General features: G+C 52.4%; 28 protein-coding genes and 1 pseudogene. 19 read left to right on the forward strand and 10 right to left on the reverse strand.

Annotation, left to right across the window (positions count from 1 at the left end; all coding sequences use genetic code 11):
• Positions 1-19: 19 nt before the first annotated feature.
• Positions 20-2218, reverse strand: a complete 2199-nt coding sequence (fhuE, locus tag HA50_RS29045) for a ferric-rhodotorulic acid/ferric-coprogen receptor FhuE (protein ID WP_084880823.1) — start codon at positions 2216-2218, stop codon at positions 20-22.
• Between the two features lie 434 nt (positions 2219-2652).
• Here fhuE and HA50_RS29050 point away from each other — a divergent pair, with 434 nt between their 5' ends.
• A complete protein-coding gene (locus HA50_RS29050; protein WP_084880825.1) occupies positions 2653-3747 on the forward strand; it encodes a YncE family protein in 1095 nt (364 codons plus the stop codon).
• Between the two features lie 86 nt (positions 3748-3833).
• On the opposite strand, the gene HA50_RS29055 is transcribed toward HA50_RS29050, so the two are convergent.
• A complete protein-coding gene (locus tag HA50_RS29055) occupies positions 3834-5453 on the reverse strand; it encodes a hypothetical protein (protein ID WP_139811093.1) in 1620 nt (539 codons plus the stop codon).
• 206 nt (positions 5454-5659) lie between these two features.
• Positions 5660-5839 carry a hypothetical protein gene (locus HA50_RS29060; protein WP_244193717.1) on the reverse strand — a complete coding sequence of 60 codons (180 nt, stop codon included), beginning with the start codon at positions 5837-5839 and terminating at the stop codon, positions 5660-5662.
• A gap of 12 nt (positions 5840-5851) precedes the next feature.
• Between HA50_RS29060 and HA50_RS29065 the strand changes: the two genes are divergently transcribed.
• The 10 genes from HA50_RS29065 to HA50_RS29105 all read left to right on the forward strand — a co-directional run bounded on the left by HA50_RS29065 (position 5852) and on the right by HA50_RS29105 (position 12485).
• Positions 5852-6280: a PTS mannitol transporter subunit IIA gene (locus HA50_RS29065; RefSeq protein WP_084880831.1), complete on the forward strand. Its 429-nt coding sequence runs from the start codon at positions 5852-5854 to the stop codon at positions 6278-6280.
• A gap of 27 nt (positions 6281-6307) precedes the next feature.
• A complete protein-coding gene (locus HA50_RS29070) occupies positions 6308-7249 on the forward strand; it encodes a sugar phosphate isomerase/epimerase family protein (protein ID WP_084880834.1) in 942 nt (313 codons plus the stop codon).
• Between the two features lie 164 nt (positions 7250-7413).
• Positions 7414-7629, forward strand: coding sequence for a YdgH/BhsA/McbA-like domain containing protein (locus tag HA50_RS29075; protein WP_084880837.1), 216 nt, complete (start codon positions 7414-7416; stop codon positions 7627-7629).
• A 194-nt stretch (positions 7630-7823) separates the two neighbouring features.
• Entirely contained in the window at positions 7824-8033 is a 210-nt protein-coding gene (locus tag HA50_RS29080; RefSeq protein WP_013508023.1) for a YdgH/BhsA/McbA-like domain containing protein, read from the forward strand.
• 83 nt (positions 8034-8116) lie between these two features.
• A complete protein-coding gene (locus HA50_RS31590) occupies positions 8117-8263 on the forward strand; it encodes a hypothetical protein (RefSeq protein ID WP_167379277.1) in 147 nt (48 codons plus the stop codon).
• Positions 8264-8345: 82 nt separating this feature from the next.
• A complete protein-coding gene (gene pagP / locus HA50_RS29085) occupies positions 8346-8903 on the forward strand; it encodes a lipid IV(A) palmitoyltransferase PagP (RefSeq protein ID WP_084880839.1) in 558 nt (185 codons plus the stop codon).
• A 15-nt stretch (positions 8904-8918) separates the two neighbouring features.
• Complete coding sequence (locus HA50_RS29090) at positions 8919-10445, forward strand: alpha/beta hydrolase (protein WP_084880842.1); 1527 nt, start codon at positions 8919-8921, stop codon at positions 10443-10445.
• A gap of 163 nt (positions 10446-10608) precedes the next feature.
• The gene (locus HA50_RS29095; RefSeq protein WP_084880845.1) at positions 10609-11145 is read left to right on the forward strand and encodes a tetratricopeptide repeat protein; all 537 of its coding nucleotides are present in this window, start codon (positions 10609-10611) and stop codon (positions 11143-11145) included.
• 54 nt (positions 11146-11199) lie between these two features.
• Entirely contained in the window at positions 11200-11688 is a 489-nt protein-coding gene (locus tag HA50_RS29100) for a sigma-70 family RNA polymerase sigma factor (RefSeq protein ID WP_244193733.1), read from the forward strand.
• Complete coding sequence (locus HA50_RS29105; protein ID WP_084880849.1) at positions 11685-12485, forward strand: anti-sigma factor family protein; 801 nt, start codon at positions 11685-11687, stop codon at positions 12483-12485. Before HA50_RS29100 ends, HA50_RS29105 begins: the two co-directional genes overlap by 4 nt.
• Positions 12486-12488: 3 nt before the next feature.
• Here the strand turns inward: HA50_RS29105 and HA50_RS29110 are convergent, their stop codons facing one another.
• The 4 genes and pseudogenes from HA50_RS29110 to HA50_RS29125 all read right to left on the reverse strand — a co-directional run bounded on the left by HA50_RS29110 (position 12489) and on the right by HA50_RS29125 (position 16111).
• Positions 12489-13250, reverse strand: coding sequence for a dimethylarginine dimethylaminohydrolase family protein (locus tag HA50_RS29110; RefSeq protein ID WP_084880852.1), 762 nt, complete (start codon positions 13248-13250; stop codon positions 12489-12491).
• Between the two features lie 55 nt (positions 13251-13305).
• Positions 13306-15021 (reverse strand): ABC-F family ATP-binding cassette domain-containing protein, encoded by a 1716-nt coding sequence (locus HA50_RS29115; RefSeq protein WP_084880855.1) that lies wholly within the window; start codon positions 15019-15021, stop codon positions 13306-13308.
• Between the two features lie 437 nt (positions 15022-15458).
• Positions 15459-15752: pseudogene (locus tag HA50_RS29120) on the reverse strand (Hcp family type VI secretion system effector); the annotation flags it as partial.
• Between the two features lie 41 nt (positions 15753-15793).
• Positions 15794-16111: a hypothetical protein gene (locus HA50_RS29125; protein ID WP_084880859.1), complete on the reverse strand. Its 318-nt coding sequence runs from the start codon at positions 16109-16111 to the stop codon at positions 15794-15796.
• Between the two features lie 186 nt (positions 16112-16297).
• Here HA50_RS29125 and HA50_RS29130 point away from each other — a divergent pair, with 186 nt between their 5' ends.
• Positions 16298-17239 carry a bifunctional helix-turn-helix transcriptional regulator/GNAT family N-acetyltransferase gene (locus HA50_RS29130; RefSeq protein ID WP_084880861.1) on the forward strand — a complete coding sequence of 314 codons (942 nt, stop codon included), beginning with the start codon at positions 16298-16300 and terminating at the stop codon, positions 17237-17239.
• On the opposite strand, the gene HA50_RS29135 is transcribed toward HA50_RS29130, so the two are convergent.
• Positions 17232-17981, reverse strand: coding sequence for a DeoR/GlpR family DNA-binding transcription regulator (locus tag HA50_RS29135; protein WP_084880862.1), 750 nt, complete (start codon positions 17979-17981; stop codon positions 17232-17234). The genes HA50_RS29130 and HA50_RS29135 overlap by 8 nt on opposite strands.
• Before the next feature lie 81 nt (positions 17982-18062).
• On the opposite strand from HA50_RS29135, the gene HA50_RS29140 reads away from it, so the two are divergent.
• From HA50_RS29140 to HA50_RS29155, 4 genes are all read left to right on the forward strand, one after another.
• Positions 18063-18662 (forward strand): NUDIX hydrolase, encoded by a 600-nt coding sequence (locus HA50_RS29140; protein ID WP_084880863.1) that lies wholly within the window; start codon positions 18063-18065, stop codon positions 18660-18662.
• Positions 18656-19015 carry an NUDIX hydrolase gene (locus HA50_RS29145; protein ID WP_084880864.1) on the forward strand — a complete coding sequence of 120 codons (360 nt, stop codon included), beginning with the start codon at positions 18656-18658 and terminating at the stop codon, positions 19013-19015. Before HA50_RS29140 ends, HA50_RS29145 begins: the two co-directional genes overlap by 7 nt.
• A gap of 219 nt (positions 19016-19234) precedes the next feature.
• Positions 19235-19885, forward strand: a complete 651-nt coding sequence (locus HA50_RS29150; protein ID WP_084880865.1) for a LysE family translocator — start codon at positions 19235-19237, stop codon at positions 19883-19885.
• A 24-nt stretch (positions 19886-19909) separates the two neighbouring features.
• Positions 19910-20737: a substrate-binding domain-containing protein gene (locus HA50_RS29155; protein ID WP_084880866.1), complete on the forward strand. Its 828-nt coding sequence runs from the start codon at positions 19910-19912 to the stop codon at positions 20735-20737.
• Positions 20738-20773: 36 nt separating this feature from the next.
• On the opposite strand, the gene HA50_RS29160 is transcribed toward HA50_RS29155, so the two are convergent.
• Positions 20774-21559 carry an SDR family oxidoreductase gene (locus tag HA50_RS29160; protein WP_084880867.1) on the reverse strand — a complete coding sequence of 262 codons (786 nt, stop codon included), beginning with the start codon at positions 21557-21559 and terminating at the stop codon, positions 20774-20776.
• A gap of 52 nt (positions 21560-21611) precedes the next feature.
• Complete coding sequence (locus tag HA50_RS29165; RefSeq protein WP_084880868.1) at positions 21612-22508, reverse strand: GntR family transcriptional regulator; 897 nt, start codon at positions 22506-22508, stop codon at positions 21612-21614.
• A 185-nt stretch (positions 22509-22693) separates the two neighbouring features.
• Here HA50_RS29165 and HA50_RS29170 point away from each other — a divergent pair, with 185 nt between their 5' ends.
• The 3 genes from HA50_RS29170 to HA50_RS29180 are packed head-to-tail and all read left to right on the forward strand — an operon-like array spanning position 22694 to position 25005.
• Positions 22694-23506: an ABC transporter substrate-binding protein gene (locus HA50_RS29170; RefSeq protein WP_084880869.1), complete on the forward strand. Its 813-nt coding sequence runs from the start codon at positions 22694-22696 to the stop codon at positions 23504-23506.
• Between the two features lie 30 nt (positions 23507-23536).
• Complete coding sequence (locus tag HA50_RS29175; RefSeq protein WP_084880870.1) at positions 23537-24262, forward strand: amino acid ABC transporter permease; 726 nt, start codon at positions 23537-23539, stop codon at positions 24260-24262.
• Positions 24259-25005, forward strand: coding sequence for an amino acid ABC transporter ATP-binding protein (locus HA50_RS29180; RefSeq protein WP_084880871.1), 747 nt, complete (start codon positions 24259-24261; stop codon positions 25003-25005). The genes HA50_RS29175 and HA50_RS29180 overlap by 4 nt, the downstream gene beginning before the upstream one ends.
• Positions 25006-25015 lie beyond the last annotated feature (10 nt).

Consider the following 25015-nt stretch of genomic DNA (forward strand, 5'->3'; position numbering starts at 1 on the left):
AGGGCGCAGCCATCAGCTATCAGAATTGATATGACACGCTGACCGAGAAATTACGTGGTTCACCGTAGACATAGTTATTCATGTAGCTGTAGTAGGTACGGTCGAACAGGTTATCGACGTTAGCCTGGACAGCCACCTGTTTGGTGACCTGATAACGCGCAAACAGATTAGCCAGTGGGTAGCTGCCCTGATAGACACGTTGGGTGCTGCCATCGGGTGCGGTGTCATCCTCAAACACGCGGTTCTGCCAGTTGATGCCGCCACCGATCGTCAGCTCTGGCAGCATAGGCAATTGGTAGCGGGTGAACAGCTTAAATTCAGTCTGCGGTTGACCGGGGTTGTAACGGCCATCGGCATCACGCGCCACGTAACGTGTTGCGCCAAAAGTCATTTGCAGATTGTCAGTCAGTGCACCGTTCAGCTCAAATTCGGCCCCTTTGCTACGCGCACCTTTGGTGGCGGTATAAGCCTGCTCGCTGCTGTTGTTGACATAGACGCCATTGATTTCCTCACCGACGTTGTTCTGTTCAATGCGGAAGATCGCCATCGTCGCGGTCAGTCGGCCATCGAACCAGGCGGATTTCAGGCCGGTTTCATAGCTTTTGCCGGTTACCGGCGTCAGGTAATGGCCGCTGGCGTCACGGTAGGTTTGTGGCTGGAAGATTGAGGTATAGCTGGCGTAAGCCGACCAGGTATCGTTGATGTCATACACCACACCTGCATACGGCGTAATGTTGTTTTTCTCCATATTGCCGCTGCTACCATTGGTGCTGTACTGCGTGTAACGCGCACCGACAATCAGCGACAACGGATCGGCCAGTGAGAAACGCGCGGCGGTGTAAGCGGATTTCTGCCGTACCACGTCATCGGCGTTTTGATACCAGTCGCTCCACTCAGGCTCCGCGATATTGCCATTCCAGTGGTTATTAAATACACCGATATCGCCAGTGGCGATGTCGTAGGCGTCTTCATCGGTGACACCATCGCTGCTATAGGTGCTGTTGTGCTGACGGCTGTAGCTAACGCCTGCCATTAACTGGTGCTGACGACCGAACAACTCAAAGGGGCCGCTGGCATAACCATCTACTGAAGTCAGTTCACGTTTACCGCGGTCCTTACTGCCGAAACCATCGGCACCTTCACCGGTAGTCTCATCCGGATAAGCCATATATCCCACATACAGCAATTTATCGCTGAAGGTGTTTTCAGCGTGTGTACCGTTCAGACGGAAACTCCAGCCATTATCAAAGTTATGCACCAGGTCGGCATACACTTTGCGCACGGTGGTGTGGTAGTAAGTCCAGTCGGCGGAAGAGTTCAGGCTGCGGCGGTAATGCGTCAGAGAACCATTGCTGTAAAACACCGGGTTGCCACCCCAGGTGGGGTCGCGGGTGTCGGCGTCCTGATAATCGTAAGCGAGCGACAGGGTGGTGTTATCGGTGAGATCCGCATCAAGGGTGCCGTACAGGAATTTGGTGTTTTTGTGATAGCGATCCAGCCAGCTGTCCTGATCCTGATAACCCGCAATCACGCGGCCACGTACCGAGCCTGATTCGTTTAATGGCGCTGAAAGATCTGCGACATAACGCTGTTTATTCCAGCTCCCGTAGCTGGCACTTACCGTTCCGGTGAAATCTTTGCTATCCGCATGTTTACGCACCATGTTGACTGACGCTGCCGGACTGCCTGCGCCGGTCATCAGGCCAGTGGCCCCGCGCACGATCTCGATACGATCGTAAATGGCAGTATCCGAAGCGGTATCCCCATAGTTCCACGAATCACCCATGGAGGTGGGAATACCGTCAAAGGTGAAGTTGGTCAGCTGGAAACCGCGTGAATAGTAATAGGCGCGTTCGCTGTCATCCTGGCTGCTGGTGATGCCGGTGGCGTTGTTCAGCACGTCATTAATGGTTTGCAGTTGCTGGTCCTGCATACGCTGCTGGGTGACAACGCTGACTGATTGCGGCACGTCACGCGGCGTCAGCAACAGTTTGGTACCGGCACGGGTGGTTTTGACCTGATAGTCCTGCTTATCCTGCGCGGTGTTGTCGCCGCTGGTGGTGGCATCCACCACCAGATCTTGCTGAGTATTGCTGCTGTTATCCGCCGCCTGAGCCGTCATCGGGTTGAGAAGGGCGTGTACTGCCATTGCCAGCAATGAAACCGTAAAGGTTTTGCGCAGGCCGGACGCGTGTATATCCCTGCAAATCAAAGACATGATATTTCCCGTCAAAAAGAGCGTGTTTGTTATCGCTTCTGTTTTTTATTTAGCCGCACCATCCTGCGGCATTTAACGCAAAGAAGCGCATTAATTGAGAAAGCCAATGATAATCATTTGCTTTAAAAATTCTAAAAAGGTTTCATTCAATTATGTAAATATTTGTATAAATTAAGGTAATCATAAGGATAGGGTGGCATTAGGCCCTGTAGTTACTGATGTTAACGTTTTTGTGGACGTTAAATTGCCTGTCAGATAGCGGGTTTCTCAGGCAAAAATAGCGTTTATGGCGTCGCCGAGGGGATTCTTCTAACCCGTTGTTTAGCGGCGATTTGCTAAGTTTTCGTTAATGCGTATGATTCTCATTCTTTCTACGATCCTTTCCGTGCGGGCTACAGCCTGCCGGAAACCGTTATCCATTGATGGAGTTCAGAATGACATCGTTTTTCAGTCCGCGTCGGGCAGCGCTTGCCGCTGCGGTGATTGCCGCATTTAGCCTGACAGCCTGTCAGGCACCCGCCCAGAAAGCACAGACACCTGCTGTCGCCGTGGCGGCAAAACCCGCTGACAACCAGGTTATCCAGCGTGTGATTGGTGATGGCTTGTATGAACTGGCTTACTCTCCGGTAGCCAATGCGTTGTATGTCGCCAGTGCGCAGAGCTTCAAAGACGTCAACGGTGGCATGTTGTATCGCCTCGATCCGACCACGCTGGCGACCAAAGGGGAAACCCATACCGATCTGAAAAACTTCGGTATGGCTATCGATAGCGAAGGTAGCGTGTTCTACACCACCAACTCGCTGGATGGCGGGGTGTCAAAAGTTGATGCACAGAGCGGCAAAGTGCTGCAACGCCTGATGCTGGGTGGTAAGAAGGATAAAGACGGTGACGTGCCGGGTGCGCGTGAGATGCTGCTGCATGGCAACGAACTTTACGTGGGCCGTGTCGCCGATCCGGGCTTTATCTCGGTGGTGGATACCAAAACCTTCAAACCCAAAACCACGATCAAAAATGTCGGTAAATGGGTAACGGGCATCATCTATTCCCCGCTGACTGAGCGCATCTACGCGGCCAATGGTGCAGGGGAAATCGCGGTCATCAATCCACGTACGCATAAAATTGAACAACGCTGGACGGCTGGCGATGGCAAAGAGTACCTGTTCCTGAATATGGCAGAAGATCCGTCCACCGGTCGCCTGTTCGTGACCGATGATTCCAAAGGCAAGACCACGCTGGTGTTTGATGAGCATAGCGGCAAGGTGATCAAGCGTATCCCAGGCGACGCGCTCGGCATCAAGTTCAACGCGAAACGCAATGAGATTTACATCAGCCAGCGTGAGTCGAAGAAAGTGCTGCAACTGGATGCCACCAGCTATGCGGTGAAAAACAGCTGGTCATTCGATACCAACCCGAACAGCCTGCTGGTGTCGCCTGATGGTGAAACGCTGTATGTTTCCCTGAAGCAGGCGTTTAACAAAGACAACTCTACTCAAGGGCCGGATAGCGTGGTGCGCATCGCGCTGAAATAACCGGGAAAAATCTGTAGCAGCGCAATAGTCTATGCTCCCGATTGCGCTGCTACTCAAGGTGACTCTTAGATTCCGGCTCCCGGCTCTCAGCTCCAGACTTTGGCTGATTGGGCAAAAGAGGCTTTCTTCTGCGAAAGGAGCATAGCAGCTGTTTCCAGGATAAGTTTTGGCGACGCCCGGCACGATTGTGGGTTTTTTAAACATTTTTCCACATGCTCAATAAGTTCATCTTCACCGGCCCGGCCACTGCAAAGCTTTTTAAGATCGTCAACCGTAGACACTGCATCCTTTGATAAGTCTATCTTCAACTCTCCGCAGGTTTTTTTACTTTTTGTCATCATACTTTCTTCAAAAGCTTCACTAAAAGGACTGGCTGTATCGTTATACATATTCAGACCAAATATATTTCCCCATATGAGGGACATGCTATGAAGGTCTTCACTTGCTCTCTGATTTGGGTTGAAAGATCTGAGTGCATTAGATAAGTAATGTACGTCGAATATGGGATCTTGTGTTATATGCCCTTCAACATATCCACGTCCGCACATATGTTGCTTTTTAAATACATCCCGGATAATAAGGGGGGCGGGGTTGAAAAATGTCTCGGTGCCGCTTTGATCGGATAATATATTGTGCGGATTGAGAAAACCATAAGAAGGAAAAGCCAATTCTTTATCCTTATGCAATTTATCTAAACATTCATGGGTTTTTTCTAATGTGCTCAGAGTGTCAATAAACTTTCCCTTTTTATTCCCGTATGCAACTGCTGCGGAATCGAGTGTCCAGGGCGTATTTTGCTTATCCTGGTCACCCATATATTGGTCCATGGTGACTAAATTGGTTCGGTCGAATAGGGTGACAACTTGAGTCTGAGTCTCCCCTTTTTCATTGGGAAGGTTAATATCGCTCACTTTAGTCCCCCTGTTCCCTTGATACAACGCTTCTATGACCTTTTTGGCGTTATTGATATTGATACGATTTTTACTATCCTCGCTATCAATTAAGGTTGCTTCAAAAACTTTCCCATTCTCATCTGTTAAGTGATAGCTTTCTATGCTGAGATCTTTTTTGTAGTTATTTTCATAGGGGGTAACTCGCAGATTCTTACTTTCAGGACTTAAATCTTTGACTATAGATTTCAGAGCTGAAATTTTTGCCTGTCTTTGGCTATTAAGTGCTTTTAGCATATTTTCGTGCTGTGCAATGAGATGTTGTGTTTTCATCGCTCGACCTTTTTTAAAGGTATAATTACTCGCTAAACAGGATAGTAATTTTCTCTCATGCTCATTTTTCATATCGGGTGTTCTCATTTCAAAGCCCCGAGTAAAATTTTGCGCCAACTGCATGGCGGAGTAGTCGTTGTTTTCCATCCCATTATCGAGCAGCGTCAGTAACGCATTAAAATGAGCGCGATGAATATGGTTACCATATTTGAATTCGGTAAGCATCGAGTTTAATTCAGCACCAGGGTTATCTTGATTCTTGTAAAATAATATATTCAATTTCTCCATGATTGTTTCGGGTGTGGTGGTTTTCTTTATCAATAAATCGTGTAGGGATTCGGGGCCCAGTACCGGAGAGGGTGATGATCTTATGGTTTGTGAGGTGTTAGATGCATTTGTGACAGGAATATGGTTTTGTTGATTATCTGGGATAGCCTGGGTTTGGGCTGGCGTACGGACAGTGGAAGAATTTATTTTGAACATGAATATTTCCGGATAAATAATTAAATAATGATTAAATGAAGTTTATTTTTACCCGGTGATTTCAGGTTGAGCAATGGGGAAATTCTTGCCAAAAATAAGTGTTTTGTGGGAGGAGAAAAAGATATGTCAGGCAGGGTGCAGAAAGACCGAAACAGCTGGCAGGCCAGAGAGGCATAGCCTGCCAGCGGGGGAAAACCAGCGTGGGGTTAGCCCGTATAACTGCGCATATTCTCAATCACTTGTTTGGCTAACTCTGCGTGATCCATTTCCCAGCGTGCCGGGCTAAACAGTTCTGCCGACCATACCCCATCAAACCCGGTGGCTTTGACCGCATCGGTCCATGCCTGCACATCAATATCGCCTTCGCCCGGCATATAAGCGCGCAACACCGTCTCAATATGTTGCAACTGAATGAAAGCGATCTTTTTCTGCAATGTCAGGCAGCAAATAAAGTCGAGGCAATGCAGATCGCTGCTGAAGAACTAGAAAAAGCGGGATATGTCAAAACCGGATTTCTCCAGGAGATGATGACGCGGGAAAAAAGTGTCTCTACTTATATTGGTGCTGGTATTGCCTTTCCACACTGCGCAAAAGAGAGCGCTGACCTGGTGATTAAAACCGGCTTTCAGGTATTTCAATTTCCCCACGGCGTCAGTTGGGGAGCAGGTAAGGTGGCTTTTATAGTGGTCGCCGTGGCTGCACAGCAGGACGAACATATTCAGGTGCTGGCTGATATTGCTGATTTATTGGGTGACGAAGTTAAAACGACGTTATTAGCCAATGCCAGAACTAAAGTCGGATTTATTGAGCAATTTGAAAAAGCCTGATTTTATCTACCAGATAAAGGAATTGTTATGAAACTCACATTATGTACCGATGTATTGGCCGATTTATCCTTTCCAGCCATGCTGGATAAAGTTAAAAGCTATGGTATCAGTGGCGTGGAAATGACCGCAGATGGCTGGTCGCCCTGTCCGCATGTCAAAACCGAAGAATTACTGGCGTCGCCGGAAAAATTGCAGCAGTTCCAGACGGAGTTGTCTCAGCGGGAAATACGCATCGTGGCGCTGAATTGTTCCGGTAACCCGCTGGCACCGGGCGAGCTGGGTGAGAAGCACACACACAGCAGTTATCGCGCGGTTGAACTGGCGGGCAAGCTGGGGGTGAAAAAGATCGTCATGATGAGCGGGCTGCTAGGCGGGGGACCGAACGACAGCGTCCCTAACTGGATCACCTCGACGGTCTCCTGGCCGGATTATATGCCGGGCGTAATCGATTATCAGTGGAATGAAGTGGCGATTCCGTGGTGGAAAAAGTTTGTCCAGCATGCGAAAAAGCACGGCGTCGAACAAATCGCCATCGAAGAATTTCCCTGCCAGCTGGTTTACAACCCTTCAACGCTGCTGCGCCTGCGTAATGCCGTGGATAATATGATCGGCATTAATCTCGACCCATCGCATCTGATTGCCATGGGGGCTGACCCGATTGCTGCTGCACGCAAGCTGGAGGGCGCTGTCTTCCATGTACACGGTAAAGATGCGCGTATTGAGCGCGGGCTGGCTGATGTTGACGGGCTGATGGAGTACCAGCCAGTCACCCATACCAAAACCCGTACCTGGAATTATGTGGCCGTGGGCTGCGGTCAGGACCTCAAATGGTGGAAAGAGTTTTTCTCGGTGTTGCGTATGACGGGCTATGACGGTGACGTGTCGCTGGAAATGGAGGATCTTACCATGAGCGTTGAAGCAGGCTTGCAAACCTCCATTGATGCGCTGAACGCCACGATCAGCCGGTAAGTAAAGCAGGTGGCCTGCGGGTGTTGTCATGGGCAGCGGCGAGGTGATAATTATCACGATCACAATGATCGCACTAATTATCAATCATGAAATGATAACTATAGTTATTATAACTTCCATCGAAGGCGTAAAGCCTTTTAACAAATAAACGAAGGAAGAAGACCATGAAAACCATTAAAACCATGTCCATCGCCGCTGTCGCTGCGCTTTCACTGATGTCATTTGGCAGCTTTGCTCAGAGCATCTCCGTCACCTCTTCAACTCTGGACGGTGCGGAAGCGAAAATCGCCGCTCAGGCAGCACAGCAGGGCGCGCAGTACAAAATCACTGAAGCCAACACCAATAACCGTGTGCATATGACCGCTGAGTTATACAAATAACAGCGAGTGATGCCCGGAAGCACCGGAAAGGGTCGCCGTGGGGTGGCCCTTTTTTTGATGGTATCAATCTTTATCAATTTTTTTGATTTGTTTCAGCAAAACGCTCAGCTTTTATCCTCCGGGTGACAGGTCTATTCTTTCTCACATCGGGGCACAACGCCTCACAACTTAAAATAATCTCTGAGGAAATGACCATGAAATCTATCAAAACTTTCGTTGCAGTTGCGGCCCTGTCACTGGTTTCTTTCGGCAGCTTCGCACAAAGCATTACCGCTTCCGCCTCAACCCTTGATGGTGCCGAAGCCAAAATTGCCGCTCAGGCCAAACAAGCGGGCGCATCTTACAAAATCACCGGTGCGCGTGTAGATAACGGTGCTTACCTGTCGGCTGAACTGACCAAATAATCATGGTCGCAAAGGGAAGTGCCGAAGAGGGCCGTCCTGGTACGGCCTTTTTCGCCCTTCACCCGTAATGAGGAGTTAATGCCATGCATCACAACCACGAAATCGCAGCCCAGGCAGCGGCATTTGTCCAGTCTCTCAAATCTCATCGCCACGCCAATATGCCTGCTATCCGTTTTCGCCATTGGCCGCAGTTCATTTCGACCGTGCGTGAATTAATGGAAAAAAACTAACTTCCTGCAATTCAGATTTGCAAATCCTTCAGATTGTTCTCAGACTTGAGGCTCAATGTGTGAGTTTTCAGAAGGATAAATCATGCGAAGTTATCTGGTGGCTTTGTATGTAACATTGTTTATCTGTGCGACTCCGGCACAGGCAGAAGGAACCATTAGTTCCGGGTGGAACTGGTTAACCAACGACATCTCCCAGACCTGGGAACAACCGCAAAATTACGATCTCTATTTGCCATTTATCGCCTGGCATGCCCGCTTCGCATACGATAAAGAAAAAACCGATAACTATAATGAAATGCCATGGGGCGGTGGTTTTGGTGTGTCCCGTTACAATGAAGAAGGTAACTGGAGCACGCTGTACGCCATGATGTTTAAAGATTCGCATAATGAGTGGCAGCCGATCGTCGGCTACGGTTGGGAAAAGGGCTGGTATCTCGATAACGCCCGCGATTTTCGCCTCGGCCTCGGTTTTACTGCCGGGATTACGGCGCGTGATGATTTCGCTAACTATGTACCGTTACCCATCGTATTACCGCTTTTCTCGGCGGGTTATAAGCGCGCAACCGTGCAGTTCACCTATATTCCAGGCACCTATAATAATGGCAATGTGCTATTCGCCTGGCTGCGTTTGGCCTTTTAACCGACGGAAGATGCTATGGCGAGAAACCATCTTAACGGCTGGCTGAAAAAAACCGGGTTAACCGTTGCCAGCCTGGCAAAAATCATCCTGGTGGGGCTGCTCGTCGTCGTCATCGTTTTCTTTATTGGTCGGATTTATCAGTCAGAACGCGGTGCGCCACTCCATCGCTGGCATACCTGGTCAGCGGATGAAATGAGTGAAAAAGAGATCGACCGCGCCAGTTTTTCTGATTATCAGGCACGGGAAGACGCCATTTTCCGCGATATGAAGCACAGCATCACCGACACGCTCAGTGACGACGAGAAAACGACGCTGAACCGTTATTACGCGCAAAGCCCGGTTTATCCCGCCCGTTTTCAGCCTGACTGGAATCGTTCTTTTATTCTGATGCCACAGGGTACCCCGCGCGGTGCGGTGGTGTTGTTACATGGCCTGACCGACTCACCCTACAGCATGCGCTATCTGGCGGAGGATTACCGACAGCAGGGCTTTGTGGCGGTAGTCCCGCGCCTGCCAGGACATGGCACCACGCCAGGTGCGCTGACCACGGTGAACTGGGAGCAATGGCTGGCCGTCGCCCGTTTGGCGGTGCGTGAAGCCACACGTCGCGCCGGACCTGACGTTCCGCTGCATCTGGTGGGCTATTCCAACGGCGGTGCGCTGGCAATGAAATACGCCCTTGATGCCCTCAACGATCCCTCGTTGCGCCAGCCCCAGCAGATTGTATTGATGTCACCGATGATCGGCGTGACGGCTTTTGCACGCTTTGCCGGGCTGGCGGGGTTGCCTTCGCTACTGCCTGGATTTGCCAAAGCGGCATGGCTGAATGTGGTGCCGGAGTTCAATCCCTATAAATACAACTCTTTTCCGGTTAAGGCGGCACGCCAGTCCTGGCTACTGACCCAGGCACTCCAGCAACAAATTTTGCAGGAAGCACGTAATCAACAGCTGGCACAACTGCCGCCCGTGCTGACGTTTCAATCGGTAATGGATTCCACGGTCAGTACCCGCGCGGTGGTGGATTCGTTGTATCGTTATCTGCCAGGTCGCGGAAATCAGCTGGTCATTTTTGATATCAACCAGGCCTCTGATTTGCGCGCGCTGTTCCGGCCAGCGTTGTACACCGCCGTGAGCAACCTGTTGCCGGCCGCACCACGTCATTACGGCACCACAGTGATCACCAATGCAACGCCAGCCACCAGCGAAACTGTCGCCCGCAACACAGCAGCGGATCAAACCACGGAAACCGTTCAGCCATTAAATATCGCGTGGCCGCCTGGCATGTATTCCCTGTCCCATGTTGCGGTGCCGTTTCCTCTCACGGATTCGCTCTATGGTCTGGAACCGACGGAAAAGAACCAATCGGGTATCAGCCTCGGCACCATCTCATTACGCGGTGAAACCAACACGCTGATCGTCGGGCTGGATACCCTGATGCGCGCCAATTCCAACCCGTTTTTTGACTATATGATGACGCGTATTAATCACCACATTGCCTGTAGCAACCAGCCTGATGTTGCCGCATGCCTGCAAAGCTGGTGACCGATCGCGAAAAAAAGAAAATTTTTCCCGAATAGAAATCGCCATTGAGGTGTTTACCACCAGACAAGGTGATTTTTCGGCGTCCTTCTCCCGGTGAACCTTGCCTCCGGTCGGTGTGAAAACACTGGCCGCCTTATTCCATGCCACTTTGCGAGGTTCAATGATGAAAACGATCAACTCTGTTCGCTGGTTGGTTCTGCCTGCCTTGTTACTGGCCCTGCACGCACCCGGTGCCTGGGCAATGGGGGATGATGACAGCAACAGTAAGACGCCGGACTGCCCGAAAGGCCAGGTATATGACAGCAAATCGAAAAGCTGCGTACCGGATAAAACCAGTTCACTCAGCGATGAGGACAAGACCAACTACGCCTACCATCTGGCCAAAAAAGGAGAGTATCAGGCAGCGCTGAATCTGCTGGATACGCTAAAAAATCCCAACACCAAAGAAGCCTGGAATTACCGGGGCTACGCCACGCGTAAGCTGGGCCGCACTGATGAAGGGATGAGCTACTATCAACGATCAATCGCCATCGATCCGCATTACGCCAAAGTGCGTGAATATCTCGGTGAAGCCTGGATGATCAAAGGCCGTCCCGATTTGGCGAAGGAGCAGCTTGCCGTCATCAAAACTTTGTGCGGCGTGAGTTGTGAAGAATATCGCGACTTGCAGGCCGCGATTAATGGACATCCTGAATCCTGATAGCGGTGTTTAGCGGAGGGTGGAAAAATCACCAGCACTGAAGTCCGACAGCATCTGGCGGCACATCTGGCGCGCTTATGGCGTTACGCCATGGTGTTGTCACGTAACCGGGATGTGGCCGAAGAGCTGGTGCAATCCACCTGTGTGCGGGCGCTGGAGCGCAGCGCGCAATTCACGCCCGGCACGCGGATTGATCGCTGGTTGTTTAGCGTGCTGCATTCAGTGTGGATCAATGAATTACGCGCCCAGCGGGTGCGTATGGGACAGGGTTTTGTCGCCAGTGATGAACTGATCGCCCCGGATCATCAGCAACCTAATGAGGAACGCATGCAGTATCTCAAGGTGATGCAGCGCGTTGGGCAGTTGCCGGAAGCACAGCGTAATGCGGTGTTTCTGGTGTATGTCGAAGGCTTTACCTACCAGGAAGCGGCTGAGACGCTGGCCGTGCCGGTGGGGACGATTATGAGCCGCCTGGCTGCGGCGCGCACCACGCTGGCCAATGCCGTCAATGCCGGGTCTTCGGCACAGGAGAAACGTTTGTGACTGCGATACGTTTTAGTTCACCTTACCCGGATGAAGCTATCGTTGCCTGGCTGGATGGCGAAATGCGCGCGGATGACGTCCAGGCATTTGAGAAGGAACTGAAACGCAGCCCGGCATTATCTGCCCGTACCGCAGAACTGATGAAAAGCAATCAACCCTTTGCCGAGGCGTTTGGTGTGATGCTGGAACAGGCCCCGGAACAACGTATGCAGCAGCAACTGGCACAGTTGCTGGCGCAAACGCCAGTGCTGCCCGAGCGACGATCGGTACAGGTGAGTCGGCGGGCGTTAATCGCGGCATCGTTGGGTTTGCTGCTGGTGGGCGGGAGTGTCGGCTATCTGCTGCGTCCAGTGACACAACCGGATGAAAGCGCAACCATCCGTGAGCTGGAAGCACAATATATGTCGTTATACAGCCCGGAAACGCTGGCGGATGTCGATAACTCACCGCAGGTACTGCAACAGGCGCTGGCACGCACCGCGCGCGACCTGGATCTCCATCTGACACTGACGCAACTCACATTGCCAGAAGCGGATCTGAAAAGCGTCAGAATGCTGCGCTATGACGATGCGTTAATCAGCCAGATTGCCTGGAATCACGCCAGCTATGGTCCGATGGCATTGTGCATTTCACGTCAGGACCCGCAGCCCTCCAGCACACTTAATCAGGAAAAACGCCACGGTATGAACCTGGTGTGGTGGCATCGTGACGGTTATCAGTTTGTGTTGATAGGACGTAATCCGGCGGAACAACTGATGAAAACCGCGACTTTGCTCAGCCGCGGTTTGGTGGTGTGACGGTCAGAAGCGCAGTGAAAGGCAGGTCAGGCCGCCGTCCATTTTACGGATCTCACTGGTATCCAGTTCGATAATTGGCATATCCAGCGTGCGCAGTTGTGCCAGGGTGGCCGGATAACCCGTCGGGGTAATTAGCGTGCCGTTAATCAGCAAAGTATTACCGGCGTAAATTTCTTCGTCGGGAATAATCAGGTGCTGATAGTGGGAGAATTGCGGCAGGCGGGCAAATTTCTCTGTCGAGATCAGGGTATTTTTACCGACATAATTGATCGCCGATTTAAGATGCAAACCTTCGTCAACCTCAACCGCCGTGACACTGTAACCATAAGGCTCCACCAGGCTGGCAAACTCGCTGATACCGGCCTCATTGGTGCGGGTCGTCAGTCCGATATAAAACGCCTTATCGATTAACATGACGTCGCCGCCTTCGAGCGTTCCGTGCTCGCTCATCACTTTCAGCGGGCGAAAATCCTTCAGCACCGCTTTGATTGACTCGACTTCGCCCGCCCGCTGTGGCGCGCCGGGATGGGTGATCACTGCCAGTTCCGGCAGGACCACGGCGGTATCTTCGACAAAGTGCGCATCGGGAAAGTCCGCTTCTGCGGGTAGCAGTGTTACCTTCAATCTGAGCGACAGCATCGCGTTCAGATAATCCCAGAACTGCCTGCGGGTGAGTTCAGCATCCGGCGCGCCGAGAGAAGCGGTAGTCAGCCCTGCCGCGCAATTGTCAGCCGGGAGTCTTGCAATGATTTGAGTAAAAGCCATCTGTCATTCCTTTAATAATGGTTGTGCCTGCCATTCAATCTAACTTGCAGGCGACTCACAGTAAATCAAGCCGCGCATGCAGCACGGCGATCTGCTGTCGCCACTCTTGCTGTAGTGCCGGTTTCTGGTGCTTTGGCTTACGGCTGAGGTCATCAGCCAGTTTTTGCTGTAAATCCAGCAAGGTTGCCAGCATCGTATCTTCATCATCGCCTGGCGTATCCACAACCTGAGATACGTCTTGTCTGCACGGCGGCACAGGTTGGTCAACCCCCAGTTTGGCTGTCATGGCGGGCAGATCCTGCCACTCGGTAAGCTGCTGTTGATCAATCAACCAGAATCGATTGCAGCTCTGCTCCATCAGTAAACGATCGTGTGTGATTAATAACACCGCACCCGCGAACTGATTTAGTGCTGCGGCCAGCTCCTCTTTGCCTGCGATATCAAGATGGTTTGTCGGTTCATCCAGTAACAACAATGAGTAGCGTGCAAGGGTCAATCCGACAAACAACAGCCGCGAGCGCTCGCCGCCACTGAGTGAATCCACCCGTTGTTGATGGCGCGCATAAGGGAAACCGGCGGCGATCAGCGCCATTTTGCGCTGGTCAGCGCTGAGAGAGACGAAAGGTACCAGCGCATCGCTTAAGGTAGCGTCATCCGCTAACTGCATCAGATTTTGATCGTAATAACCAAGCCGGACACGGGGATGAAACATGCCAGACGCTGGCTGCTGCCAGCTCTGCCACAGATGACGCAACAGGGATGATTTACCTGAACCGTTGCGGCCAGCCACGGCGATGCGATCGCCACTTTTCACCTGTAAAGCCGGTAATCTGAACAACACCGCTGCTTGCGGGGCCGGGCGCACCGTCATTTCCGGCAGTGCCAGCACGCGATCGGCATCCAGTGCTTCTCCTTGCAATTGCAAACGCCAGGGGCTGCCGTCGGTGAGGGTGGTTTGTGCTTCCCTCAGCCAGTCAACCCGTTTCTCCATCTGCTGCGCTTTGCGTGACAGACCTTCGTTATCATAGGTGCGTCCCCAAATCGCCAGCCGATGCGCGCTTTTAGCCAGCCGATCGATCTCCTTCTGCTCGCTGTGAAAACGTTGCGCGTCGGCTTCATCCTGGTCCGCCAGGGCGGCACGCGCGGCGCTACAGGGCAGGTCAAAGAACTGCAAAGTTTTATCCCGCAACATCCAGCTGCTGGTTGTCACGCGGTCCAGCAGGGTGCTGTCATGCGACACCAGCACAAAGCTGCCATTCCAGCTATTGAGGAAGGTTTCCAGCCACAGCAACGTGGGGAGATCGAGATGGTTGCTCGGTTCATCCAGCAGCAACAGATCGGGTTGCTGAATCAGCGCACGAGCCAGCAACAAACGCATATGTTGGCCACCGCTCAGGGTTGCGGCGGTTTGTGCTTGCTGGTCCACGCTGAATCCGAGGCTGTCGAGCAGAGCTTCCGCACGCCAGCGTTCACTCAGTTGCAGCGAGGGCGGCAGCTGTACCACTACGCTAGCCAGTAGCGTTGCCTGCGCAAGTGATGACGGCAGGTGTTGCTCAATTCTTGCCAGTAAGCAGTGGCTGGCCTGCACGATGTTACCCCTGCTGACATCCAGTTCGCCGCTGAGGATTTTTAGCAGAGTACTTTTGCCGCTGCCGTTTGCCCCCAGCAGACCAATGCGGTCGCCTTTTTGCAGACTAAAAGTGATGTTGTGAAAAAGGGTGCCGAAGGCATTATCAAAGCCGACAGCCTGTGCTGATAGTAAAGTGCTCATGTGCTTACTCATAAGTTGCAGGCGCAAAAAGGCCTGACGTCAAACAACGCTGACGACAACCCGGTAAGCCGGAGGGAAGGGAGTTAAATTTTCAGTGACTTCGCTCAGGACGCGGATTATCGCAGCACGATACCGGTGACGCCTGAGCACGACCAATTACTATAGAGGTGTGAGTAAATAAACAATTCACACGTCAGCATAGTAATCCTCCTTAGTTATCAGTGGGTGAAGGGATGAGCTGATATTAATCCTTGCCCGATACATAATCCAGATAAAAATGCCAATGTGACTATGATTAGGAGGATTAAATCTAGCCATCTATTTATTTAATGGGTAAATACAGTATGTCAATGCTGGGAGGAATATTTCTGCCCTGTAGCTGGGTCACGTTAATTATTCTGTAAAACATAATCCATTGCTATAGGGCCTCAATACACTTATTCGCGATTTTCCTTAATATTCCAGCTGGATTGAGATTCTGCACCTTTACCGCCACTAGCAGACTGCTCCCAATACTGTGTTTGTACCTTAGCTGCCTGGAACTGATATGCCATACCAATAAGATCAGTATGCGTTGTACCATTGAAAATGGCATTGGTAATCAATACGTCTTCTAAGGTTATGCGGCAATATTCGATTTGTGTACCGCCAGCTTTGCAAACAGAGAGTTCTACTTTGTTGATATGTTTGCCATTAGCGGTGCTGGCGCTGCTTATAAAGGCACTAAGGTTGGCGTGAATCTTTATGATATGCATAAAGAGAAACAATGAGTTTACCTTTTGCTCGCAATATACTTGCGAGCTTTCCATGCCAGATTAATAGGTGTGATGAAGTAAACAACGACTAATCCAAACACAATTACAATTACATATGCAGATGTATTTTCAGCGCTATCTTTGAAAATACCTAAAACGGCAACGAATGCCAGAACAATCATACATATGATGCCACCCCAGAAACGTTTACTGAGGTCAATAATTAATGATGATAAAGTCTGGCCTCTGTTGTGCGGCTTGGATAGTATTTGTTTTAAACGAATTAAATCCTTTTCGGAGAATCCTTTCTCTCTGAGTTCATTTTCAATAGTCATGATCCTTCAACCTTAAAATGTTCTGATAGTTCAACGTACCTTATCATATATATAGAAGTGGCACTATTTTCTGTTGCATCGGGTCTGACGCTTTTACTGCTCGATACACAACCCAGTACCCCCCTTGACAACTTCATCCGCAAAATGGTTGTATTATACAACCTTATTTCACACCGAATGCTAACCATGACCGATCCCACCCTTATCCAGACTATCCGTGCTTCATCGCGCCTGATGGTGCGCGAGCTGGGATTTATGAACACCACCCTTGCGGCGACCGAATATTCTCCCTCGGCGGTGCATACCCTGCTGGAAGTTGCCAGCCATGACGGGATGACCGCCGCGCAGCTGGTACAAATCCTTGGGCTGGAGAAATCCAGCGTGAGCCGTATGCTGGGCAAATTGATCAAAGCAGGCGAATTAACCGAAATACCGTCGGCGCAGGATGCGCGAGTGAAGCAGCTGGCACTGACCGATCAGGGAAAAATCAGCGTTGCCCGGATTAATGAATATGCCAGCAGCCAGGTGATCACCGCGCTGGCGCATCTGAGCGTGCCGCAACAGCAGGCGGTTGCACAGGGGCTGGCGGCCTATGCTGGAGCATTAAAAGCGCGCCGCGATCAGGCTGAGGTGGTGCCGGAAATCGCCATCACTACCGGTTATCAGCCGGGCTTGATCGGTCGGGTCGCGGAAATGCATGGTCGCTACTATGCGCAGCAGCATAGTTTTGGCCACTTTTTTGAAGGCAAAGTGGCAACAGGTCTGGCGGAATTTGCCGGTCGGCTGGATTCACCACGCAACCAAATCTGGGTCGCCAGCCAGCAGGGGCGTATTGTTGGCTCGGTTGCCATCGATGGTGAGGACCTGGGAAATAATCAGGCGCATCTGCGCTGGTTTATTCTCGACGATGGCTGCCGTGGGGCGGGCGTCGGCAGAAAATTACTGAGTGCCGCGATGGCGTTTTGTGATGCACAGGCATTCCCTGCGGTTCAGCTCTGGACATTCAGCGGACTGGACGCTGCCCGTCGTCTGTACGAATCCTTTGGTTTTACCCTGACACAGGAGTGGCAGGGCGACCAGTGGGGAAAATCCATGCTGGAACAGCAATTTACCCGCGTGGCTAAATAACCGTGATCTGTTTTTGCGCCAGTAATCGCGTCATCGCGTCATCAAGCGGATCATCAACGATCAGCGTGCTGGCAAGCGACAAATCGCCAATCGCAAACGCTGAAGCGGAGTTCATTTTCTCTTTCGAGACCATCACCACGGTCTCGGCAGCTCTGGCAGCCAGTGCACGCTTCACGCCAGCTTCTTCATAATCTCCTGTGGTGAGGCCAGCGGTTTTATGCACGCCGGTCACGCCCATAAAGAACAAATCGGCGTTGATGCGTGCGATCGACTCCAGCATAGCCGCGCCGACAGTCACCACCGAATGGCGGAATAAGCGCCCGCCGATAATGATTACCTCAACGCGTGGGTAGGGTAACAGCCCCATGGCAATGCTCGGGCTGTGCGTCACCACGGTAAAATCCACATCCTGCGGCAGCAGTTTGATCATTTCTTCTGTGGTGGTGCCACCATCGATAATCACCACCTGGCCGGGCTGAATCAGCCGCACGGCTTTCTGTGCAATCTGCTGTTTTGAGCCTATTTGCACGTTTTTGCGTGTTTCAAAAGGCGCAATGGCTGCTGATACCGGCAACGCCCCACCGTGCACACGTTGCAACAGCCCTTCGGCGGCTAACTCCCTTAAATCACGACGGATTGAGTCTTCAGAAACGCGGAAGCGCTGGCTCAGTTCGCTGGAAAGTACCTGCTTTTCGGCGGTCAGAATATCAAGGATTTGCTGTTTTCGCTGACTGGAGAGCATGCGTTTTTATTCCTTTTTTTTCTTGTATGTGCACGATTATGCATGATAGCGTGATTATTGTCACCTTCAGGAGAGTAAAACATGCAATCAACATCACCACGTGTGCGGCATATCCACGAACAATTGCTATCGGATAACTGGTACACGCTAAAAAAATACACCTTTGAGTTTTTGCGGGCTGATGGCAGCTGGCAGGAACAAAGCCGCGAATCATACGATCGTGGCAATGGCGCGGTAGTGCTGTTATTTAATCGCGCAAAAAGCAGCGTGGTGCTAACGCGGCAGTTTCGTTTTCCGGTGTTTATCAACGGACACAACGGCTTTTTGATTGAAGCGGCGGCGGGCTTGCTCGACAACGCGTCACCCGAAGAACGCATCATTGCCGAAGCGCAGGAAGAAACCGGTTTTCGTATTCAGCGTATCGAAAAGGTGTTTGAAGCCTTTATGAGTCCGGGGTCAGTGACCGAGAAACTCTATTTCTTTCTCGCGGAATATCAGGACAAGGATCGCCATAGTTCGGGCGGTGGCCTGGCAGAAGAGGGGGAAGACATCGAAGTGCTGGAGTGGCCTTTAGCGCGCGCGCTCAGGGCGATTGAAAGCGGTGAAATTATGGATGCGAAAACGATTATGTTGCTGCAACACCTGGCATTGCGCCTTAATACGGAGATGAAATCATGCTGATTCTGATCGCGGGCCCGGTCCGCAGCGGTACGCAGGGCGATCAGGCGCTGATCCACGCAAACCTGCGCAAAATGGAACAGGTGGCGCTGGCGGTGTATCAGAAAGGCCATACGCCGGTGATTGGTGAATGGCTGGCGTTGCCATTGGCACGGGTGGCAGGTTCGGAGAAAATTGGCGATGAAATCAGTGAACAATTTCTCTATCCGGTGGCGCATCGTCTGATTCATTGCTGTGAGGCAATTCTGCGTCTGCCGGGTGCATCGCAGGGCGCGGATAATGATGTGCAGGTGGGACTGGCCGCAGGTCTGACTATCTTCACCAGCGTTGATGATATTCCTATCCAACAAGCCTAAAATTAATCGCACGGAGCCGTAGCGGCGCGATTTATCGCGCAATTTTGTGCACGATGCTGGAAAAACCCGCGTGATAAATCACGCCGCTACCACCCGGCCCGATATTTCACTGCGGGGTTCAATTATGCCGCTATCCTGGCATCTTTTTCTCTTCTGCAGTGCTAGCTTCCTGTTGCGGGTTGGTTAAAATCAACCTTTGGCCACTGACAGGAGCGCTCCATGCTGGACATCACCCACTTTCCTCTTTTTCTCGCCTCAGTCTTTTTACTTTGCATAACCCCCGGCCCTGATCTGGCCTACGTGGTCGGGCAAAGCGTGGCGAATGGGCGACGTTCCGGGGTGATCTCAGCCGCAGGAGTGGCGTTAGGCAGTTGTACTCATGCGGTTGCCAGTGCCATTGGCCTCACTGCCTTGATTGCCGCCTCGCCGCTGCTGTTTACGGTGATTAAATATATTGGTGCTGCCTACCTGCTATTTCTCGGCAGCAAAATGGTGTGGGGGACGTTTGTCAGCCGCAGTGCCACGCACCAGGAAGGTGAGGCTGCCGTCAAAATGCCTGTCAGTGCGCGTAGCCTGTTAACTCGCGGGCTGATTACCTCGGTGACCAATCCGAAGGTGCTGCTATTTTTCATCGCCTTCTTCCCGCAATTTGTCGTGGTTGATGGCGATCACCATGCGCAATCTTTTCTGATCCTCGGCCTGACTTACGCATTGGTGGGTTTGACCACCGATACCCTGTTTGCGTTGTTAGCCGGTGGCGCCGCCAGCGCGGTGGCGAAAAACGCCGCGATGCAAAAGTTACTGGATCGGGTGGTTGGCGTCACCTTTATTGGTCTTGGAATTCGTCTGGCCTTAACCCGTCGTGGTTAAACCTGGTTACAGAAGGAGCCGTTCATGGCAGCAAAGCACACAATCATCGGTATCGTCAGCGGTGAGTTCGCCAATCCCAACAGTGTAAAAATGCTGAATGAAGTGACGCGACAATTGAATGCGCGTGGATGTTTGTCATTGTTGCTCAACGTTGATTCACGCGAGCATTACTTGCCGTTACTCAGTAAGGCTACCGAACTGGGCGTTAGTGGATTGATCTTCCTCACCTCTCTTTATCGCCAGGAGGAATTACCTTTCCCGGCGATCTGGCTGAGTGGGGAGAACGCGCTCAGGGCGGATAACTATGATGCAGGTGCTGAGATTGGCCGTCTGCTGCTGGCGCAGGGGCATCAGCGTTTTGGTTTTATGCGCGGCGAAGATTCTGCAACCGAACCGCGCCAGATGCAGGGCTTTGTCGCGAGCTTAACTGCGGCGGATAAGACCCTCGATCAGCGACTGATTGCCGGTACGAATGATCGTGAACGGGCTTATCAGGCGATGATGACATACCTGAAAAAGACACGCGCTGCTGAACGCATCAATGCGCTGTTCTGCGAAAATGACGTGCTGGCCTTCGGTGTCATGCAGGCAGTGCGCGACTTTGGTCAGGGTGTACATATTGGCGTGGTGGGTTTTGATGATGTCGACGAGGCTCGCTCTCCGACCTGGCATCTGACCAGTTGGGCGCAGCGTGGTGATTTGCTGGTGGCAGAGGCGTTAAATCGCTTGCTGGATAACAAAGCAGATGACAGCGGAGCGTGGCAGCAGGGTGAATTGCAGGTACGTCACTCGCATCATGGCAAACATGTACACGGTGAGATGTCAAAGTGCGGCTGTGCCAGCCGCCATTGAACCGGTCGGCAGTCATGCCGACCCCATGCTTATCTATCAAATCGCATCAATCATCCCGCCATCCACCCGCATGATGGTGCCGGTGATATAGCTGGCCTGTTGGCTGGCGAGAAACGCCGCAGTGGCGCCGTACTCTTCCGGTGCACCATAGCGGCCCGCCGGAATGCCCTGACGGCTTTTCTCCGCCACGGCATCCGCAGTGCTGTTCTCACGTTTCGCCTTGATGGCATCCAGCTGGCTGACGCGATCGGTAGCGATACGCCCCGGCACCAGCACGTTAACCGTCACACCGTCCGCCGCCACTTCACTCGCCAGAGTTTTTGACCAGCCAAGTAAACTCATACGCAGGGCATTGGACAGCGCCAGATTAGGGATCGGGGCAATCACGCCAGACGACGTCGAGGTGATAATACGGCCCCAGCCGTGTTGACGCATGGCGGGCAGCACTTTGTCCGTCAGCTGGATCAGTGAGGAAACCATCAGGGAAAACTGCTGCTGCCAGACACCGGCATCGGTACCCTGAGCGGTGGCAGGAGGTGGGCCACCGGAATTGTTGACCAGAATATCCACATCACCCCAATGCTGACGAATGTCATTCAACACATCATCAAAGGTTTCGGGTGCAGCCAGATCCAGCTGCCAGGCCTGCGCGGTGCCGCCTTGCTGCTGGATCAATGCCACCGTTGCAGCCAGCTTTTCCAGGTTGCGGCCGGTCACCGCGACTTTTACCCCTTCCTGCGCCAGAGACAGCGCCATCGCCCGGCCTAAACCACTTCCCGCACCACAAACCAGCGCGACCCGTTGTTGAATTTGCAAATCCATAAACTACTCCTGATTGTATTTTCAGGATCATGATGTGCAAAAATTATGCCGATTATTTACGGGGCCGCTTAATATTTACCTGGTCGTAGGCGAATTGCAGATGCTGCTGCATCAGGCTGGCGGCCAGTTCCTGCTTGTTTTCCCGTAGCGCATCAATGATCGCCACATGTTCTTCACACCATTCTTTGACGCGACGCTTGTTGTGATAGCTGCCGAATTCCATCAGGCGGCGTAAGCGGTTCTGCTGTTGAATCGCCTGTAACACAAACAGATTGCCGCTGGCTTCCGCCAGTAGCTCATGAAAGGAGGCGTCGGTTTCGAAGATGTCCTTCGCCGGGACCTGGGTGATATCCGGGTGAGTAATCAGCCACAGATGCTGTGCACGCAGCCGTTTGAGTAACTGGCGATCGACATGTAAATGCGGCGTCAGCAGGGCGGCGGGTTCAATCATCAGGCGGAAACCGTAACTGTTGCGCAACGCCACATCCGAGTTCAGCGTTTGCAGGAAGCGCCAGCCATGCCCGGCATTACGTGCAATCAGGCCATCTTCCGATAGCTTCACCAGCGTGCGCGTCAGTATTCCGCGGTCCACCTCATAGCGCTGCACAATTTCGGTCTGGGTAAAGGACTCAGGCAGCGTACCGGCAATACGATCGCGGACCAGCAATTCATACAAATTTTGATCATTACTTTTGGGTTGTTCGATACTCAGCTGTTGCAGTTCATCGGCGCTCTTTAACAGAAAGAAACCCTGATTGGGCCGGGCTTCCACTGCGCCAAGGCGGGTCAGTTCTTTCAATCCGGCGCGCACCGGCGTGCGCGAAACGCCCAGCGCATCGGCAAGATGTTGTTCACGTAAATGATGACCTGGATCGAATCTTGCTTCATATATCAGGTCAAGGATTTGCCGGGCGATCCGGCGACTGCTCGCAGTTGAGTCAGGCTGCATGGAGAACGTTCCCTGAAAGTGTATTGTTGTGGTCTGAATATACAATAACACGGGAAAAGTTTTGCAGCGAAATAAAGCAGGAACTGCACGATAAGCGTGCAAGTGCACCAGGAAGGGACGTGTTTTTGTCATCATGATTGTATTTGTTGATTCATAAAATCCAAAATATTAACCAGGAGACGACTATGTCCAGCTCGTATTTCACTAAAGGCCGCATGCGCGGATTGATGTTCACTCTGGCGCTGCTGCCACTGGCCAGCCATGCCGCAGGGGAAAGCGTCACCCCCGGCAAACTAACTTATGGCACGGCTGCCACCTTTATGCCGTTCGAATTCGTCAAAGACGGCAAGCTCACTGGCTTCGATATCGACCTGATCACGGCACTGAGTAAAGAACTCAAACTGACGCCAGCCCCAATGGCGATGGAGTTCAAAGGTCTGATCCCGGCTTTGCAGGGTAAACGCCTCGACATCATCAACTCAGCGATGTACGTCAACCCAACCCGCGCCACCCAGGTGGATTTTGTGCCTTACCTGAAGATCGGTAGCCGTGTGGTGGTGCGCAAAGGTAATCCGGCGGGTATCACCGGCCGTGATATGTCGCTGTGCGGCAAAAACGTCGCCGTCACCCTTGGCGGTATCGAAGAGAGCCAGGCGCGCGTGGACAACAAAAACTGCGTAGCTGCCAGCAAAGCCGCCATCAACGTGCTGACCTTCCCGGCAGCCACCGACTCAGCCGTCGCCGTCGCTCAGGGCCGTGCCGATGCGGAATACCTCTCTACGCCGGGCACTGTGGCGCTGTTCAGCGAGAAACCTGGCATGTTCGAAGCGGTAGGGGCGGAGTTTGAAGCCGACACCCATATCGCCTTTGCGGTACGTAAAGGCGACAGCGAAACCCGAGCACAGCTGGAGAAGGGCCTGCAAGCCCTGGTGAAAGATGGCACCTACAAGCAACTGATTGAGAAATGGAACTTCCCGGATTCCGTTGCCATTTTTTAATGCGTTTCAAGCCGTTAACCGGAGATAGCTATGTCGATTGATTTAATGTGGCAGTACTTCCTTTCCCCTGAGTTCTTGCAGGGTGCGTGGATGACACTGCTCATCACCCTCTGCTCACTGTTGTGTGGCGTGGTGCTGGGTCTGGTACTGGCCCTGCTACAGGAGGCTCCTTTCCGCGCCGGAAAAGCGCTGGCCTTTTTCTACCTGTGGCTGTTTCGTGGCACGCCAGTGCTGTTCCAGATCATCTTTGTCTACAACGTGCTGCCAGGCTTCGGCTTACGCTTCTCCGCGTTTACCTGTGCAGTGCTGGCGCTTTCACTCAATGAAGGCGCGTATATGGCTGAGATCCTGCGTTCTGGTCTGCAGGCGGTGAAAAGCGGCCAACGCACCGCCGGTATGGCGCTGGGTATGACCAACGCACAGATCATGCGCAAGATCGTATTACCGCAGGCGGCACGTATCGTACTGCCGCCGATGGGTAACCAGATGATCAGCATGCTGAAATCGAGTGCGCTGGTGTCGGTGATTGCGGTGCAGGAGCTGCTGCTGGTGGCGAATCAGGCTGCCAGCGCCAGTTTCCGCTACTTCGAAGCGCTGTGCGCTGCCGGTATTTACTATCTGCTGCTGACCACGCTGTTCATGATTTTCCAGTCATGGCTGGAGCGCACCCTCGACCCGAAACAGCGCCGCCGCAAAAGCCAGAAAGCACAATCCCATGAAATGAAGCTGCCTAAACCTGCCCGGGAGGTGTCATGAACCAGGAACGTAAACCGCTGCTGGAAATGATCGGCATCGATAAAACCTTTGGTCGTCAGACCGTACTGAAAAACTGCTCGCTGAGCGTCAATCGCGGTGAAACCGTGGTGCTGATTGGCCCGTCCGGTTCGGGCAAATCGACCCTGCTGCGCTGCGTCAATCTGCTGTCCCCGGCGGACAGCGGCGATGTGTTTTTTGCCCGGCAAAACATCAGCCGTGGCGAAGTCCCGCCGCATCAGCTGCGCCAGCGTATTGGCATGGTGTTTCAGAACTACGAGTTGTTTTCCCATCTCACTGCGGCGGAAAACATCATGCTGGCCCCGATGACGGTGCTGGGCGTCAACCGCATTGAGGCGCGCAAACAGGCCGAAATGCTGCTGGCAAAGGTGCGTATCAATGAGCGCGCCGACCACTTCCCGGATGAGCTTTCCGGCGGCCAGCAGCAGCGTGTGGCGATTGCCCGCGCGCTGGCGATGAAACCGGAACTGATGTTGTACGACGAACCGACCTCAGCACTGGATCCGGAGATGATCCGTGAAGTGCTGGATGTGATGGCAGAGCTGAGTGCCGAAGGCATGACCAGCATGGTCGTAACCCATGAAATGGGTTTTGCCCGCCGCGCTGCCAATCAAATTCTGTTTATGGAAGAGGGCGAAATTCTCGAACGCGCCAGCGCCCAGGACTTTTTTACCGGCCAGGTCAGTGAACGTGCCAAACGTTTCCTCGACCAGATCTTACATTAATAGCGGAGTA

Origin of the sequence: Pantoea cypripedii (assembly GCF_002095535.1) — a bacterium.
GTDB classification, from domain to species: Bacteria; Pseudomonadota; Gammaproteobacteria; order Enterobacterales; family Enterobacteriaceae; genus Pantoea; species Pantoea cypripedii.